This window comes from Vibrio sp. 10N (assembly GCF_036245475.1).
In the GTDB taxonomy this organism is placed as follows: Bacteria; Pseudomonadota; Gammaproteobacteria; order Enterobacterales; family Vibrionaceae; genus Vibrio.
Map to the genome: position 1 here is coordinate 1,019,479 of NZ_BTPM01000001.1, position 16,523 is coordinate 1,036,001.

At 45.7% G+C, this 16,523-nt stretch carries 15 protein-coding genes; 8 read left to right on the forward strand and 7 right to left on the reverse strand.

Going from position 1 to position 16,523, the window contains the following annotated elements:
* Window positions 1–12 precede the first annotated feature (12 nt).
* Window positions 13–240 (reverse strand): YejL family protein, encoded by a 228-nt coding sequence (locus AAA946_RS04945; protein ID WP_042474173.1) that lies wholly within the window; start codon window positions 238–240, stop codon window positions 13–15.
* Between the two features lie 84 nt (window positions 241–324).
* On the opposite strand from AAA946_RS04945, the gene yejK reads away from it, so the two are divergent.
* From yejK to asd, 4 genes are all read left to right on the forward strand, one after another.
* On the forward strand, window positions 325–1,323 hold the full coding sequence (gene yejK, locus AAA946_RS04950; RefSeq protein WP_338163863.1) for a nucleoid-associated protein YejK: 999 nt from the start codon (window positions 325–327) through the stop codon (window positions 1,321–1,323).
* A 96-nt stretch (window positions 1,324–1,419) separates the two neighbouring features.
* Complete coding sequence (locus tag AAA946_RS04955) at window positions 1,420–2,790, forward strand: Hpt domain-containing protein (protein WP_338163864.1); 1,371 nt, start codon at window positions 1,420–1,422, stop codon at window positions 2,788–2,790.
* Between the two features lie 153 nt (window positions 2,791–2,943).
* Window positions 2,944–4,146, forward strand: coding sequence for a chemotaxis protein (locus AAA946_RS04960; protein WP_338163865.1), 1,203 nt, complete (start codon window positions 2,944–2,946; stop codon window positions 4,144–4,146).
* 175 nt (window positions 4,147–4,321) lie between these two features.
* The gene (asd, locus tag AAA946_RS04965) at window positions 4,322–5,440 is read left to right on the forward strand and encodes an aspartate-semialdehyde dehydrogenase (protein WP_338163866.1); all 1,119 of its coding nucleotides are present in this window, start codon (window positions 4,322–4,324) and stop codon (window positions 5,438–5,440) included.
* 69 nt (window positions 5,441–5,509) lie between these two features.
* Here asd and AAA946_RS04970 read toward each other — a convergent pair whose 3' ends face one another.
* Both AAA946_RS04970 and AAA946_RS04975 read right to left on the reverse strand, forming a co-directional pair.
* Entirely contained in the window at window positions 5,510–6,358 is an 849-nt protein-coding gene (locus AAA946_RS04970; protein WP_338163867.1) for an ion transporter, read from the reverse strand.
* A gap of 135 nt (window positions 6,359–6,493) precedes the next feature.
* Complete coding sequence (locus AAA946_RS04975) at window positions 6,494–7,132, reverse strand: YchE family NAAT transporter (protein WP_338163868.1); 639 nt, start codon at window positions 7,130–7,132, stop codon at window positions 6,494–6,496.
* A 657-nt stretch (window positions 7,133–7,789) separates the two neighbouring features.
* Between AAA946_RS04975 and adhE the strand changes: the two genes are divergently transcribed.
* On the forward strand, window positions 7,790–10,489 hold the full coding sequence (gene adhE / locus AAA946_RS04980; protein ID WP_338163869.1) for a bifunctional acetaldehyde-CoA/alcohol dehydrogenase: 2,700 nt from the start codon (window positions 7,790–7,792) through the stop codon (window positions 10,487–10,489).
* A 114-nt stretch (window positions 10,490–10,603) separates the two neighbouring features.
* Here adhE and AAA946_RS04985 read toward each other — a convergent pair whose 3' ends face one another.
* The 3 genes from AAA946_RS04985 to sodB form a co-directional block, all read right to left on the reverse strand.
* The gene (locus AAA946_RS04985; RefSeq protein WP_338163870.1) at window positions 10,604–11,278 is read right to left on the reverse strand and encodes an SDR family oxidoreductase; all 675 of its coding nucleotides are present in this window, start codon (window positions 11,276–11,278) and stop codon (window positions 10,604–10,606) included.
* 199 nt (window positions 11,279–11,477) lie between these two features.
* Complete coding sequence (locus AAA946_RS04990; protein WP_338163871.1) at window positions 11,478–11,981, reverse strand: VC2046/SO_2500 family protein; 504 nt, start codon at window positions 11,979–11,981, stop codon at window positions 11,478–11,480.
* 111 nt (window positions 11,982–12,092) lie between these two features.
* Complete coding sequence (sodB, locus tag AAA946_RS04995; RefSeq protein ID WP_042499104.1) at window positions 12,093–12,677, reverse strand: superoxide dismutase [Fe]; 585 nt, start codon at window positions 12,675–12,677, stop codon at window positions 12,093–12,095.
* A gap of 299 nt (window positions 12,678–12,976) precedes the next feature.
* Here sodB and AAA946_RS05000 point away from each other — a divergent pair, with 299 nt between their 5' ends.
* Window positions 12,977–13,315, forward strand: a complete 339-nt coding sequence (locus AAA946_RS05000; protein ID WP_338163872.1) for a Grx4 family monothiol glutaredoxin — start codon at window positions 12,977–12,979, stop codon at window positions 13,313–13,315.
* Between the two features lie 627 nt (window positions 13,316–13,942).
* Window positions 13,943–14,686 (forward strand): methyl-accepting chemotaxis protein, encoded by a 744-nt coding sequence (locus AAA946_RS05005; protein WP_445206089.1) that lies wholly within the window; start codon window positions 13,943–13,945, stop codon window positions 14,684–14,686.
* Between the two features lie 86 nt (window positions 14,687–14,772).
* Here the strand turns inward: AAA946_RS05005 and AAA946_RS05010 are convergent, their stop codons facing one another.
* Window positions 14,773–15,840, reverse strand: coding sequence for a PLP-dependent cysteine synthase family protein (locus AAA946_RS05010; RefSeq protein WP_338163874.1), 1,068 nt, complete (start codon window positions 15,838–15,840; stop codon window positions 14,773–14,775).
* A gap of 123 nt (window positions 15,841–15,963) precedes the next feature.
* On the opposite strand from AAA946_RS05010, the gene AAA946_RS05015 reads away from it, so the two are divergent.
* Window positions 15,964–16,425: an Lrp/AsnC family transcriptional regulator gene (locus AAA946_RS05015; protein ID WP_445206056.1), complete on the forward strand. Its 462-nt coding sequence runs from the start codon at window positions 15,964–15,966 to the stop codon at window positions 16,423–16,425.
* The last annotated feature ends 98 nt before the right edge of the window (window positions 16,426–16,523 follow it).

Genomic DNA, 16,523 nt, shown 5'->3' on the forward strand with positions numbered 1-16,523 from the left:
CCGTTGTCGAGATTAGTGTTGATCTTTAGTTTCTAATGACGAAATCAAAGCTTTAGAGAATTTTTCCGCAATTGCTTGGCGTTGTGAAGGCGCAACGTTTTGATTTAAGACATTGGTTGCGATATTACCTGCAATCATCAGTGAAAGTTCTGCGCTTGCGCCGTGCTTATCTAGAACAGCGGCTACTTCGGCAAGGATGTCTTCAACTTGTTGATCGGTGTATTTAGATGTAATTGGCATAAAGACTCTGCTAATGATAATGAAAGCGGCTTATGATACCCTACTCTGCATCACAAACGAAACAGCAACCATGATAAATTCACAATGAGTTTGAACCTATCTAACGTAATTTTACACCAGTTGGCAATAAATGAGCAGGAAGAGCTTGTCGTTCAGTATCGCCAAGAGATGCTGCAAAACGATAATTCAACCGAAACCTTAGTGGCTGAACTGCATCGTGTCTTTAATTCGAAAGCAGGAAAAGGATTTGGTTCCTTTACCAGCGAGAGTGATTTTCAAATTTGGCTAAGCGATCTATTAAAAGGTGACAAAGACTTTTATAGCTTCTCTCAGCAAAGTGCTGAGCGCCTTAAAACAGAACTTGCCAAGTACCCATTTGCAGAAGCAGGTACGCTGGTGATGGCTCAGTATCAATCGCTAGCAACGGACTATTTGTTCATCGGTTTGCTGCCATCGTACAACAGCTTGCAAGTGACAGAGGGGCTAAACATCGGCGCGATTGATTATCTCGACATTGCGAAGATGGATATTGCTGCTCGCATTGACCTGACCAGCTATGACTTAGACAAAAGCTCAAATCGCTACCTAACGTACATCAAAGGGCGTGTAGGGCGTAAGGTTGCGGACTTCTTCTTAGACTTTTTGCAAGCGGAAGTGGGGCTGGATACTAAGCAGCAGAACTCTTTGTTGATGCAAGCAGTAGAAGATTACTGTACCGACGCGCAGCTAGATAAAGATGAAACCGTTAATTATAAAAAGCAGGTCTACGATTACTGTAACGACCAGCTTAAAACGGGCGATGAAGTCCAAATCAAAGAGCTGTCTGGTGAACTACCTAGCAATGAAGGCTCGAGCTTTTTGGATTACACTCAAGAGCAAGGCTATGAATTGGAAGAGAGTTTCCCAGCCGATCGCTCGACTGTACGCAAGCTCACAAAGTTTGTTGGTGCGGGTGGCGGATTGAATCTCAGTTTTGATAGTCTGCTGTTAGGTGAGCGCGTGTTTTACGATCCCGATACAGACACTCTTACAATTAAAGGCACGCCGCCAAATTTAAGAGAGCAACTGAATCGCAATCGTTAATCACAAAAAAAGCGCTACCCTGTAGCGCTTTTTTTGTAAGTGCGACAATGAAAAGGTTAGGGACAAGCTTTATTCCGTATCGAAAGGGAGCGACGGTTGAATTTATTAAAACGCCTCAATGGTTTTGCAGTGTCCATTGTTTTGCTTTGGTCTATTTCTGTGGCCACGGTAGTCTATATGTCGTCGCAAGAAGAGAAAATCACGCATCTTATTGATGAGATATCGTTTAGTATCGATAAACTTCGCCAACCCCTGTTTCTTGCCCAGCCCTATCGTTCCCAGTTTTCTGAGCAACTTGAGCTCGAAATCCAACTGATTTATGCCCAAACCCTGCAGCTCAAATCTTTAACTCAGTCTGATTTGCTCTCAGATGTGTCTCATACCGTGTATTTGTTGGAGCGGTTTGTTGAGCAAGCGCAGCTTCTTGTGCACGATGAGGCTCGTATGGATACCTTTATTGCAAGTATCAACGATAAACCCACGAGTTTGAGTGAGTCGGCGATCTCATTGAGTAACCAGCTGTCTGCTGTCGTACTGGATACCTTGTTTAATGACGCCGTTGAGCCGCGCCAAGTGTATTTAAAACTTGAGGATATTCAACGCGAAGCCTACGGATTGTCCGGTCGCGACCGTTTGCACATCTTAGAGCTCAATTCGCAGGCGTCTGTATTGCTATCGCAAGTTGCTAATACTGAGTTTTTAGTGGAACGGGTGGTCAATCATCCGGTTATGACCGAATTGTCACTTCGTGAAATGCAAACAGAACGTCTGGTTGATGGACAGGTTCTGGTACTTGTGCTGATCAGTTTTATTGCGATTATTTGTTTGTTTTTGTCGAGTTTTCGTAAGCAAGGCGAGCCCTTGTCGATAGCTCACGAGAATGCTTTGCAACCTATTGAGTTAGCGGACGAAGCCACCGCGCCGTCAAGAGAACAAGAGAGCGAGACGCGAGATGCCTCATCGCAGCAAGGTACCAATCCTGAATCTGTCGATCAGCCACCGATTGCCGCCGCGCGCACATTAAGTGCGGTGGCGACCCCTGATGCTGAGTGTGAAACGTTGGAGGGCGCCTCCGATGCTCGTGCATCAGAACAGCCCGAGGCGACCGAAAATTCACAGCAGGCCGCTGCCATTCAATTTGCCGAGATGCTTAATACCTTAGATGGAGATAAGGAGTCGATGTTGCTGCTGCTTGGTGTCTTTGTTTCGGAACACAGTCAAGATGCCGACAAACTGCGCCAACTTGTCGGTAGTGATATCGCTCAAGCGACCCGAGTCGCGCATACTCTCAAGGGGGTCTCGGGCAGTATATTTGCAGAACAGCTACGTCAGACGGCCATCACTGCCGAGCTACAATTAAAACAGACCCAGACGATTGAGTCTGCTGCAATTGATGAGCTCGAACAACAGCTTAAGCAAGCGATTGTGTCGGCTGAGGACTACATCTCCACTCAGACCCAACAATAACGTCTAGTAAATCGCGAAATTTAGGCTATAAATATCAATAGTTAACGTGAATTTTACTTGAGTGATTTATAGTGGCGATATTATACGACTTAGTAGCCTCAAGATGCAGTGTAGGCTACGGAGTATCGCTATTTTCCGATGTTGAGGCCTCTGATGAAACAACTGCACCGCTTGCGCTGCGCACTCTTACTGTTCTTTATTTCGCTGATTTCTGGCTGTTCGCTACTGGAAATTCAGATCGATAGCCAGACTACACCGTTAACCAAGCAAGAGCTTAACATGCGTCTTATGACGCGTGAGTTTAGTCGTGAGTTTTTTACCCAAGTTGAAGCGACCGCCGATTCTTTGTCGGCTAAGTATGATGAAACTGATGTCATCAATCAGTCACATATTTTGCTGTGGAAAATTCATGCAGAAGAGGGGCTAGGGCAGTCGGCCTATCAAGTTTCACCAACGGCTGGTCTTATTGATACTTGGGTGTTTACTGTCCAGATGGATCAGTTTTTCAAGACAGGAGCAGGCAAGAGCCTCTTTGTGACAGAAGACGCGGCACAAACCGCCAGTAAGCTGAATCAGGAAATTGATAAGCTTGCCAAGTCATTGTTTAAATCAGAAAGCTACGGGACTACCAAAGTGTTTGTCGACCAGTTTGCTGCACTGCATCCGTTCGAAAACCTCAGCTTTACCCGCGTCCCTGCATATCGCGAATGGTTGAAGGCACAAGGCATCGATGAGAGCGAAGTAACCACGACGTTAGGGACCATGCCAGAGGCCCTTTCTGATGTTTCTGATAGATTGTCATTGATGTCGGAACAGACACCGAAACTGATGACTTGGAAAGCCCAGCTCATTGCGCTCAATAGCAATGTGAGTGGCGATGATATTCGCGGCGCTATACAGAGTTTCCAAATCAGTGCTGACGCCTTTAAAGACTTTGTTGAGAATAACCCTGAATACATGCGCGATTTGGCACAAAAAATGGCAATCGAACTCCAACCATTGCTTAACGATTTAGATGTTAAGACTCAAGATAAACTGACGCAACTCAGTGCTGAGCGTCAAGCGTTGGATGATATGGTCGCGCGTGAGCGAGAGGAGTTGATCAAGATGGTGGAACGTGAACGCAAGGAAATTGCGGTCATCGTTAACAGTGAGCGAGAACTGTTTGCTCAAGATCTCGATAAGATATCTCAAGATGTATTAACTCTTGCAGTAGAAAAGCTCATTCAGTTGATTAAGAGCACGATTGTTTACTTCATCTTGTTCATTTTAGTCATCTTCTTTGCTCCGCTAGGGCTTGGTTATGCTCTAGGTAAAAGAGCTCAATTGAGAAAAGAAACGAAAACTCCAAACTAATAGTAAAAAGGCTCCGAAAGGAGCCTTTTTACTATGCATCAATCGATTATGGCGTGCTAACTGGTTGGGTTTGTGAAAAAAGTTGCTTGAATTTGTGAATTAGCTCTTGTGTTATGGCTCGGAAAATTTTATAGATGGGGGAGCCTTTATTTCAATTCACACGGAGAGTAATTCAATGAGAGTAGGTTTAGTCGGTTGGCGTGGCATGGTGGGTTCGGTACTGATGCAGCGCATGGTCGAAGAAAAAGACTTTGATGTCATCGAACCCGTATTCTACAGCACGTCGCAAGTAGGTATTCCAGCGCCAAACTTTGGTAAGGATGCAGGTCTTCTGCAAGATGCTTTTGATATCGAAAGCTTGAAACAGCTGGACGCGGTGATTACCTGTCAAGGTGGTGGCTATACCGAGAAAGTGTATCCTGCACTTCGCCAAGCTGGTTGGAAAGGGTATTGGATTGATGCGGCTTCTACTCTCCGTATGGACAAAGACTCAATCATTACCTTAGATCCAGTTAACCTTGGTCAAATTCAAGACGGTCTAATTAAAGGCACCAACACGTTCGTTGGCGGTAACTGTACCGTTAGCTTGATGCTATTGGGTCTTGGCGGCCTGTATGAGAAGGGTTTGGTTGAGTGGATGAGCGCGATGACCTACCAAGCGGCTTCTGGCGCAGGTGCTAAGAACATGCGTGAGCTTATCTCTCAAATGGGTGTAGTAAATGACTGTGTGACTTCTGAACTCGCCAACCCTGCAAGCTCTATTCTCGATATCGACCGTAAAGTCGCTGAGACTATCCGTTCTTCTTCGTTCCCAACGGATCAATTTGGTGTTCCACTAGCAGGCTCGCTCATCCCATGGATTGACGTGAAGCGTGAAAATGGCCAAAGCAAAGAAGAGTGGAAAGCGGGCGTTGAAGCGAACAAGATCTTAGGTTTGCAAGATAGCCCAATTGCGATTGATGGCACATGTGTGCGTATTGGTGCAATGCGTTGTCACGCACAGGCGCTGACCATCAAGCTAAAGCAAGATGTTCCTATGGACGAGATTGAAGAAATCATCGCGACGCACAACGATTGGGTGAAAGTGATTCCAAACGATCGCGACATCACCGCACAAGAGCTAACGCCAGCGAAAGTGACGGGTACTATGTCTATCCCTGTGGGCCGTCTGAGAAAAATGGCGATGGGTAATGACTTCCTTAATGCCTTCACTGTAGGTGATCAGCTGTTATGGGGTGCTGCAGAGCCATTGCGTCGCACGCTACGTATCATCTTGGCTGAGAAGGCAGGTTAATTTTTCAGCAATTTGAGGCCCTATGAAGCTAAAGCCCTCGGATGAGGGCTTTTTTGTCTCTGCTACTTTTTACTGTTCTGTGTCGCCTTCTACTACCCTGTCTTCTGGCGTCGCTAATTCACTTCCACAATGCTTACAGTGCAGAGCATCACTTTCATGGCCTGCTTTGGAGCAATTTGGGCACTTGACCAAGTTACGGTGTGTCTTCATCTCCTGATTCAGCTCTGCGGTGATGATTCCTGTTGGAACCGCGAGAATAGAGTAGCCAAGGAGCATGGTTAATGATGCAAGCCCTTTACCTAATGGGGTGCTCGGTACAAGATCGCCATAACCGACGGTAGTAATGGTCACAATGGCCCAATAAATACTCTGCGGAATGCTGGTAAACCCATTTTCAGGGCCTTCAATCACATAGATGAGAGCGCCAAAGATCGTCACCAAAATCGCGACGGTACTAAAGAAAACAAAGATTTTACGACGCGACATGAGTAGCGAGCGTAGCAAAATATTAGAGTCTTGAAGGTAACGCACGAGCTTGAGGATACGGAAGATTCGCATCACACGGAGCAAACGAATGACGCCCATGAAGGTTGCCGATGGGAAAAGCAGCGCTAGGTAAGTAGGCAGAATCGACAGTAAATCCACCACGCCGTAGAAGCTGGTGGCATAGGCCTTCGGTTTAGGCGAGCAGTAGAGGCGCAATACATACTCGATCGTAAAGATGGCCGTGAAGAAATATTCGAGCATTACAAAGGTTTGATCCCACTCTGTGGCCAGCCCTTCAATGGAATGCAGGACTAAAACGGTCAGTGAAATCAAAATCGCGATGATAAGGGCGATATCAAAGATTCGGCCTGCACGCGTGTGATGACCAAAGATAATGATGTAAAGCTTGTGCTTTAAGCGGTTGTTTTCCATAGCATGAATCTAAAAGCGTTTGATATGGCTAGTATATACCCAAGTCGCTTGAAGGGGCAGATGGATTGCTTTACCTAGCTAAGCGTCCTTTCGAGACGATTAGCTAGGTAAATATAGTTGGGAGGGCTTGAATGCCTAGGCGAGACCAGGGAAGAGGGCTTTGAGGCCATTGGCCATAAACTCAATACCAAGCGCACCTAAGATAAGGCCCATGATACGAGTAATGACGTTGATCCCCGTCTGTCCCAAAAAGCGCACGATAAGTGGGGCTGAGCGGTACAGTAGCCATGAGCAGAAACTGAACAAGATCACGCTGATGATGATTCCGACGGTTTCAACCATGGTTGGATAACGGGCACCGTAAACGATGGTCGAACTGATAGCACCAGGTCCAGCCATTAATGGCATCGCCAGCGGAACAACACCGATCTGCTCTTTACTGACGTATTCCGACTTTTCTTGCTTATTCTGTTTATCTTCGCCGAGCTTGCCCGACATCATCGAAAACGCGATGCTCAAAAGCAGCAATCCGCCCGCCACACGGAACGAATCAAGGGAAATACTGAACATGTCCAATAGAACCTGACCTGCCAGTAACGAGGTGATCAGAATAACGGCTACTGCGATATTGGCGGTGGCGGCAGTTTTGTTCTTGTCTTCGGGAGACATGTGGCTAGTTAACGAAACAAAAATTGGCATGATACCAACAGGGTTTACTGCAGCGACCAAACCTAAGAAAAACTGCAAGTAAATTGCAAATTCGATGCTACTCATAGAAGAATCTCAATGATAGAAAAAGGACACAATGCGACACATCAATGCCCGGGTAAAAAGTGCGGCTAATGTACGACATTGTGGGCGGAGAATCGACTAAAACTTAATGACTATTTTCAACGTATAACAGCGGTGAATTAGGTGTGCTGTCTGATGTGAGAATATGAATGATATATGAAGGAAAATTTCGTGCCACAACCTAGGTAACATACCTTTTTGTTTCCAAATTGTTGCCGCAGTCAAAATTTAATTATTTTTGTGTTATGGGTTGAAAGAAACTAATGTCACCAGCATATACTTAGTAGCACGAGAGGGACGTTTTACTTGTTTTTCGGGAACAAAAGTGAAACTTTTTTACACAAATAGCTAGGGTTATGAAAAAAAAATACTGATCGGTGTTTTTTTAACCTTGGTATTTTACCCGAGTAACACCTTTAAAAACAAAGTCTTATGCTACGCAACCCTTTGGGGTTACTACTATGTAGGTAAATTACTTTTCAGAACTGATCTGAGTCAATTTTTTTCAAACCGTGAAAGATTATACTCAGCTCTGAAAGCAGTTTACTAAGTAGAGTTGTTCTGTAGTTAAGAGATTCATTAGCAGAAGTAGCTAACTTACTAAAAAGTTTTTAGTTTTTTTATTTTAGGAGATTCATTATGCCTGTAACAAATATGGCTGAACTAGATGCAATGGTTGCACGCGTTAAAGCGGCGCAAGCGGAATTTGCTACTTACTCTCAAGAGCAAGTAGACAAGATCTTCCGTGCAGCTTCTCTAGCAGCTAACCAAGCTCGTATTCCTCTTGCACAGCAAGCAGTTGAAGAGTCTGGTATGGGTATCGTTGAAGATAAAGTTATCAAGAACCACTTCGCGTCTGAGTTCATTTACAACAAATACAAAGACGAGCAAACTTGTGGCATTCTTGAAGAAGACGATAACCTAGGCACTATGACTATCGCTGAGCCTGTAGGCATCATCTGCGGTATCGTACCAACAACTAACCCAACTTCTACTGCAATCTTCAAATCTCTAATCTCTTTGAAGACTCGTAACGGTATCATCTTCTCGCCACACCCACGTGCGAAGAACTCTACTAACGACGCAGCGAAACTAGTACTAGACGCAGCAGTAGCAGCGGGTGCTCCAAAAGACATCATCGGTTGGATCGACCAACCATCTGTAGAGCTTTCTAACGCTCTTATGAAGCACGATGACATCGCTCTTATCCTTGCAACTGGTGGTCCAGGCATGGTTAAAGCAGCCTACTCTTCTGGTAAGCCAGCAATTGGTGTAGGTGCAGGTAACGTTCCTGTAGTTATCGACGAAACTGCTGACGTTAAACGTGCAGTTGCTTCTATCCTTATGTCTAAAACATTCGATAACGGCGTAGTTTGTGCTTCTGAGCAGGCTGCAATCGTTGTTGACTCTGTATACGACGAAGTTAAAGAGCGTTTCGCTTCTCACAAAGCATACGTTCTAAACAAAGCTGAAGCTGAGAAAGTACGTAAAGTGCTTCTAATCGACGGCAACCTAAACGCTAAGATCGTAGGTCAACCAGCTCCAGCAATCGCTGAGATGGCAGGCGTTAAAGTTCCAGCTGACACTAAAGTTCTAGTTGGTGAAGGTCTAGGTAAAGTATCGATCGATGACGCATTTGCTCACGAGAAACTATCTCCAACTCTAGGTCTATTCCGCGCTGACGACTTCGAAGACGCAGTTGCTCAAGCGGTAACTATGGTTGAAATCGGTGGTATCGGTCACACGTCTGGTCTGTACACAAACCAAGACGTAAACGCTGACCGCATCCGTTACTTCGGTGACAAGATGAAGACTGCACGTATCCTTGTAAACATCCCTACTACTCACGGTGGTATCGGTGACCTTTACAACTTCAACGTAGCGCCTTCTCTAACTCTAGGTTGTGGTTCTTGGGGTGGTAACTCTATCTCTGAGAACGTAGGTCCTAAGCACCTAATCAACAAGAAAACTGTAGCGAAGCGAGCTGAAAACATGTTGTGGCACAAACTACCTAAGTCTATCTACTTCCGTCGTGGTAGCCTTCCAATCGCAATGAGCGACCTAGAAGGTAAGAAACGCGCATTCCTAGTAACTGACCGTTTCCTATTCAACAACGGTTACAGTGACGAAGTAGTGAAGCTACTTAAAGCTCAAGGCATGGAAGTTCAAACTTTCTTCGACGTAGAAGCGGATCCAACGCTATCTGTTGTTAAGAAAGGTGCTGAAGCAATGCAAAGCTTCCAACCAGACGTAATCATCGCTCTAGGTGGTGGTTCTCCGATGGATGCTGCTAAGATCATGTGGGTAATGTACGAGCACCCAGAAACTCACTTCGAAGAGCTTGCAATGCGCTTTATGGACATCCGTAAACGTATCTACAAGTTCCCTAAAATGGGTCAAAAAGCTGAGCTTGTATGTATCACTACAACATCTGGTACTGGTTCTGAAGTTACTCCATTCGCAGTTGTTACAGACGACGAGACTGGTGCTAAGTACCCACTAGCTGACTACGAACTCACTCCTAACATGGCTATCGTTGACGCGAACCTTGTTATGAACATGCCTAAGTCTCTAACAGCATTCGGTGGTTACGATGCAGTAACTCACGCTCTAGAAGCTTACGTATCAGTTCTAGCGAACGAATACTCTGACGGTCAGGCTCTACAAGCACTTAAGATGCTTAAAGAGTACCTACCTTCAAGCTACGCGAACGGTGCAAACGACCCAATCGCTCGTGAAAAAGTACACAACGCAGCAACTATCGCTGGTGTAGCATTTGCGAACGCATTCCTAGGTGTTTGTCACTCAATGGCGCACAAGATTGGTGCTGAGTTCCACCTACCACACGGTTTGGCGAACGCACTACTAATCTCTAACGTTGTTCGTTACAACGCGAACGACAACCCAACTAAGCAAACTGCGTTCTCTCAGTACGACCGTCCACAAGCACGTCGTCGTTACGCTGAAGTAGCTGACCACCTAGGCCTAAGCCAAGCTGGTGACCGTACTGCTCAGAAGATTGAACGTCTACTAGCATGGTTGGAAGAACTTAAGCAAGACCTAGACATCCCAACTTCTATCCAAGCTGCAGGTGTTGCTGAGTCTGACTTCCTAGCTAAGCTTGATGAGCTAGCGGTTGAAGCGTTCGATGACCAATGTACTGGTGCGAACCCACGTTACCCACTAATCTCTGAGCTTAAAGAAGTTCTGAAAGCGGCTTACTACGGTAACGCATTCGTTGAAGGCGAAACTTTCGAAGGTACAACTGTTATCAAGAAGAAAGCAGACCAAGAAGCGAAGCCAGCTGCTAAAGCTAAAAAAGAGAAAGCTGAAGCTTAATTCAGTAGTAGATTTTCGCTAGCACGAAATTTACGGGAAAAATGACAAAGCCCCTTCAGAAATGAAGGGGCTTTTTACGTTTTTAGGGAAAGTGCTTGGCTACTCGCAAGCTGATTATGCTTCTGCACACACCACACGGCCACTGAAGTAGTCGTTACTGACGATGTACTCAGTGGTTCGGGTGAGTTCATCCTGAATTTGCGACCAGTTACTGTTGGCATGATGGCTATGACTGCTGACCGGGATAACGCCACCAACACGAATATTGTGTTGCTTGAGCTCTTTGGCCCAGCTCTTGGTAAATCCAGTTACCATAGACGTCGTGTTGTCTAAGTCACTGTAATATTGGTCTGGCTCTTGTGCGACTACGTTAACGATAACGCCAGATTGGCTTTGTGACATGCGCTCTGCAGCCACTTGGCCAAACAAAAATAGATTGGATGCCAGCAGGGAAAATTGAGTAATGAACTTACCATCAGCATACCCACCAGTGAGGGTTTGTTTAGGCAGTGAAGTCCAATGGTTGACCAGAACGTTCGGGGCGCGGCCTAGCTTGGACTCTATAGAGGAAAAGAGTTGCTCAATCGTACTCAGTGACAAATCGCTAACATGGACTTTTTCCACTTGCTCAGTGACTTCTAGGCAGCGTCGATAGGCTGCCGTCAAATTGCCTTCTTCAACATCGCATAGCACCACATAGGCGCCAAGCCTTGCAAAGTGAAGGGCGATCATAGCGCCAAGACTTGTACCTGCTGATGTTATCAACACGACTGAATTTTTAATGATCATGTCTATCCCCGAAAGTCGGTTCGGATTGCGTATGCCGTCCGCCTAAAGTAATAACTTGGTAGAAAAACTGTGACTCAAGTGTGAATAACTTCAAGTTTTTGTGGATAGAAATAAGTAGAGAGCAGTAACTTTGGGGTGAGTCACACTCTGAACCGAAAGAGTGGACTCCGTTACATTAGAAACCACTAAAAAATAAGGGTTAAAGCTGAATGGACAAGGCGTCTTTTCTGTTTGCGGTGGTCAGTTGATTGTAGAGGATGTCCACTGTTGGTTTAGGCACTGACTTTTGACCAAGCTGACGTCGCGTATGACCTGAAAGGTTGTGATACACCTCTTCAGCAAGACCATGAGTGTCAGTCGGGCTGTAGTTCAAAGGTTCTGGTGTGCTGTAGTGCTGAAGCTTCGCGCTGGAGAGGCCGCCATCATGAAATTGTTTAGCGATAGAGGCAGACACAGCGTAGTCATCAAGCTCACCTTGCAGCTTCTGAGCCGTTGGGACGTCAAAGCGTTTTCTTAATACCGCTTCATCCGTGATACTGGTATCGACATCCTCGGTGATGGCCGTTTCACGCGAGTCTTGGGAGAACATAGAGAGCATTAGAGCAAAGTCGGCACGTCTGCCTTGTTCTACGGCGCGATTCAGCGACGTACCACATTGCAGTTCGTTGATTAAATTTGCTTTGTCTAAGTGATGAATTTGCATAAAGCCCTCTGGTTACAAAGACTTTATCGGCAAGAGAGTTGGGAGCTTTAGCCTAGAAATAAAAAAAGACCTGTCGAGACAGGCCTTTAAGCGAAACTTGGGAAGCGCTAATTACTTAGCTAGGTTTTCTTCTACGAATGCCCAGTTAACCAGTGCCCAGAAACCGTTCATGTAGTCTGGACGAACGTTACGGTAATCGATGTAGTAAGCGTGTTCCCATAGGTCTACTGTTAGTAGTGGAGTCACACCTTCTTCTGTTAGTGGAGTCGCTGCGTTAGACGTGTTAACGATGTCTAGAGAGCCGTCAGCTTTCTTAACAAGCCAAGTCCAAGAAGAACCGAAGTTGTTGATTGCTGAATCAGTGAACTTTGCTTTGAACTCTTCGAAAGAACCGAATGCTGCGTTGATTGCGTCCGCTACTGCACCTGTAGGTTCGCCGCCCGCGTTTGGCGCTAGACAGTGCCAGTAGAACGTGTGGTTCCAGATTTGAGCTGCGTTATTGAATACGCCACCAGAAGAGGTTTTAACGATCTCTTCTAGAGTTTTACCTTCAAACTCAGTACCAGGAATTAGGCCGTTTAGCTTAACCACGTATGTGTTGTGGTGCTTACCGTGGTGGAAATCTAGTGTCTCTGCTGAGATGTGTGGTTCTAGAGCATCTTTCGCATAAGGAAGTGCTGGTAGTTCGAATGCCATTGCTCGCTTCTCCATTGATTATTAGCGGGTTTTTACCCTGATTGCTTCCAAGTATATTTATTGTTGAGTCATGTGATGACCGACTGCTTGCTATTTTAGCAAGTTTTTACTTTATTAAAAGAGTCCGTGATAAAATAATTGTGATGATTTGTTTACATCACCTTTGTTTGCAAGGTATTTGGGTATACTACATCACAACCTAGTAACAAAGATATAACCACACTATTAATGTGCTTTTTATTCTGCGGCGATTCGCTAGAATGTGAACACATTCGCAGTACAAGTATTTCGAGGACGTAATGGAAACGATCGACAAAATTAAGCAGCAAATCGAAGAGAACACGATTCTTCTTTACATGAAAGGTTCACCTAAGCTACCAAGCTGTGGTTTCTCTTCTCAAGCAGCTCAGGCATTGATGGCATGTGGCGAAAAATTCGCTTATGTAGACATTCTACAAAACCCAGACATCCGCGCTGAACTTCCAAAATACGCACAATGGCCAACTTTCCCACAACTATGGGTTGAAGGTGAGCTAATTGGTGGCTGTGACATCATCGTGGAAATGTTCCAGAAGGGTGAGCTTCAACCAATCATTAAAGAAGCAGCAGCACGCAATGCAGAAGAGGGTGACGTTTAGTCCTTTCATTTGTTAAGCACGCTATGCTAGACCTCTCTCGGCTGCTCAGTCACATCAGCGTCGAGAGAGGGAAGCGAACCAAGTCACTTTCCCCCCTCTTTCATTTGGCTGTTGTCATCCTAGTCACGGCTTAACCCGCTCCAAGTCCATACCCTATTAGGGTGATACCACCATCCCCCTATCACAACTTACTCTTCTCGGCATTTTCATTTTCACCATCAATGTTACCGTTAGAAGACAATAACGATAAAAAATCACAAATCGAAAAGTGGTCTTATGTTTGCATCAAAAAAACAAGTACAACAACTTCAGCAGCAGTTGCAGTTAGAAACCGAACAGAAAGATGCCTTCGCTTGCCATCTAGCCCAATTGCAACAAGAACTTGCTGACAAAGAGCTGCAGATACATCGTCTAGAGGCTCAGCTCGAGAGGCAAAAACAGCGCTCTCGACTGTTTTTAAGCAGCGTGACGTCACAGCTTGTCGGCGCCACTGCCAATATTGAGCAGGCCAATAACCAGTTGATTAACCAAAGCGACCAATTGCAGGCGAATCTGGGTGTGTTTGATAGCACTCAGCAGCAATTGGAAGAAATGTACCAATCTTTGGATCAAGTGTCGCAATCGGCGATGGCGAGTAAAGAAACCGTCGCGGCGCTGCAAGTGCTGACGGGCGATATTACGCAATTTATTAGCATCATTCACCAGATCTCAGAGCAAACCAACTTGCTTGCGCTAAATGCTGCCATTGAAGCGGCTCGAGCGGGTGAGCATGGCCGTGGATTTGCTGTGGTTGCAGATGAAGTGCGCTCATTGGCGGGGAGAGCGAACGAAGCAGCCAGTGAGATCTCGGGCTTAGTAGAGCGAATCGAAAGCAGTACCAATAAAGCGGGTGAAAATATTGAATTGGTGTCAGAGCAAGTAGCGGATGCTTCTACAGGTGCTTCAGATATTGTCCGTGATACTCAATCGATTTTGTCGCTATCTTCTGACACCGTTGATGTGATTTACACCACCACCGTCGATATTTATGCCTCAAGCGCCATCGCGCAATACACCAATATGTGGGCGACAGCGCATTCTAAACTGATTGGTGCTGACTTTGATGCATCACTGCTGACGTTAGGTGAACACGATACGATCTTTGGTCAGGTGATAGCTGGTCACGGGGAGACACAACAATTGGCCTCTGTGGGCGGGCCACTGGAATACTTTCATGTTAAGGCTAAGGCCTTGCACGATGGGCTGAGGTTGGTAGCTGAGGGCAATCAGGATGTTGAAATTGTCGAGCAAATGGATATCGCCTATCGCGATTTAGTGTCTTATATCGCGTTGGCACAAGACAAAGTGAAGACGTCTTACGAGCATAAGTAAGGGATAAAAAAAGGGAGTGACGAATCACTCCCTGCCAACAGATTGTTGTTATTTTAAATATTCGTCATCAAGCCAAATGACAGCGGCTAGGCCAACTCACCGGTCGCTTCGAATGTTTCGAGCTTATCCAGGTATGGGCGCAGATCGCCAATATTGTTATTAATCCACTCGTGGTTGTAATAAGTATCTAGATAGCGCTCGCCACTGTCACACAGCAGAGTCACAATCGATCCCGTCTCACCACGTTTTTTCATTTCACTCGCGAGTTGCAGCACACCATAGAGGTTAGTACCCGTAGAAGCGCCGACTTTGCGACCCAAGGTTTTTTCTAGCCAATGAATTGTTGCGATACTTGCCGCATCCGGAATAGTGCGCATTTCATCGACCACGCCCGGGATAAAACTTGGTTCAACACGTGGGCGACCAATGCCTTCAATCTTACTGCCACAGTCACCAGTGATGTTGGCGTTGCCTGTCTTGAAGTAGTCATGGAACACTGAGTTTTCAGGGTCAACCACACACAGTTTGGTGTTGTGTTGCTGGTAACGGATAAAGCGTCCAATGGTTGCCGACGTGCCACCCGTACCCGGGCTCATCACGATCCAGCTTGGCACCGGATGATCTTCCATCTTCATTTGGCTGAAAATAGAGTTAGCAATGTTGTTGTTACCACGCCAGTCAGTTGCACGCTCAGCGTAAGTAAACTGATCCATGTAGTGACCGTCCAACTCTTCGGCCAGTCGACGTGACTCGGCATAGATTTGATCTGAGCGATCAACCAGGTGTGCTTTACCACCGTAAAACTCAATTTGTTCGATCTTTTTTCGCGCGGTGCACTTTGGCATCACGGCAATAAACGGCAAACCAAGTAGGCGCGCAAAGTATGCTTCGGATACTGCGGTACTGCCAGAAGAAGATTCAATGACCGTTGTTTCTGGGCCAATCCAACCATTACAAATCGCATACAGAAACAGGGAGCGTGCTAAACGGTGCTTTAGTGAGCCTGTTGGATGCGTACTTTCGTCTTTCAGATAGACATCAATCCCATCAATGCTTGGCAAATCCAGCTTGATTAGGTGTGTGTCAGCTGAGCGTTGAAAGTCAGCTTCAAGTTTACGAACAGCGTTATTAATCCATTGATGGTCAGTACACATGGTGGCGGTTTCCTGCTTCACGATTTCGATGATGATAATTTACCTACTAACCGGGAGAAAAACTTTGCTATATTTACTTTGATTTTGTTAATTGATAGAAAAATTTTCTACAATGGAGCGATTTTGGATATAGATAGTACAGATAAGAAGCTGTTGTCGCTGCTTCAGCAAGATGGCACGTTATCGTTGAACGACCTTGCTGAAGCCGTAAACCTCACGACAACGCCGTGTTGGAAGCGCCTAAAGAAGCTTGAAGAGAGTGGTGTGATTGATAAGCGTGTCGCGCTTTTAAATCCGGAAACATTGGGGTTGTCGTTCACCGCGTTCGTGCAAATAAAGACGACGAATCACTCCCATGAATGGTATCAAGCGTTCGTCGAAACGGTATCGCTATTCCCTGAAGTGATGGAGTTTTATCGTATGGCGGGAGAGTATGACTATATGATGAAAGTGCTCGTTAAAGACATGAAGTGTTTTGATGAGTTCTACAAGCGACTGGTGAACAGTATTGATGGGTTGTCTAACGTCACTTCAACGTTTGCCATGGAGCCATTGAAGTACACCACGGCATTACCCATCCGCTGATTTACCAATATATTGATTTGGTGAGAGTTCTCAACTTGAGCTTGGTAGTCTTGCCAGCTCTGAGTAATCACTCTATAACCTATAGACGGTCGAGCGTA

Bases quoted from the DNA above. Each gene is read 5' to 3' on its own strand.
- AAA946_RS04945 (WP_042474173.1), bottom strand. From the start codon at position 240: ATGCCAATTACATCTAAATACACCGATCAACAAGTTGAAGACATCCTT.
- yejK (WP_338163863.1), top strand. From the start codon at position 325: ATGAGTTTGAACCTATCTAACGTAATTTTACACCAGTTGGCAATAAAT.
- AAA946_RS04960 (WP_338163865.1), top strand. From the start codon at position 2,944: ATGAAACAACTGCACCGCTTGCGCTGCGCACTCTTACTGTTCTTTATT.
- asd (WP_338163866.1), top strand. From the start codon at position 4,322: ATGAGAGTAGGTTTAGTCGGTTGGCGTGGCATGGTGGGTTCGGTACTG.
- AAA946_RS04970 (WP_338163867.1), bottom strand. From the start codon at position 6,358: ATGGAAAACAACCGCTTAAAGCACAAGCTTTACATCATTATCTTTGGT.
- AAA946_RS04975 (WP_338163868.1), bottom strand. From the start codon at position 7,132: ATGAGTAGCATCGAATTTGCAATTTACTTGCAGTTTTTCTTAGGTTTG.
- adhE (WP_338163869.1), top strand. From the start codon at position 7,790: ATGCCTGTAACAAATATGGCTGAACTAGATGCAATGGTTGCACGCGTT.
- AAA946_RS04985 (WP_338163870.1), bottom strand. From the start codon at position 11,278: ATGATCATTAAAAATTCAGTCGTGTTGATAACATCAGCAGGTACAAGT.
- AAA946_RS04990 (WP_338163871.1), bottom strand. From the start codon at position 11,981: ATGCAAATTCATCACTTAGACAAAGCAAATTTAATCAACGAACTGCAA.
- sodB (WP_042499104.1), bottom strand. From the start codon at position 12,677: ATGGCATTCGAACTACCAGCACTTCCTTATGCGAAAGATGCTCTAGAA.
- AAA946_RS05000 (WP_338163872.1), top strand. From the start codon at position 12,977: ATGGAAACGATCGACAAAATTAAGCAGCAAATCGAAGAGAACACGATT.
- AAA946_RS05005 (WP_445206089.1), top strand. From the start codon at position 13,943: ATGGCGAGTAAAGAAACCGTCGCGGCGCTGCAAGTGCTGACGGGCGAT.
- AAA946_RS05010 (WP_338163874.1), bottom strand. From the start codon at position 15,840: ATGTGTACTGACCATCAATGGATTAATAACGCTGTTCGTAAACTTGAA.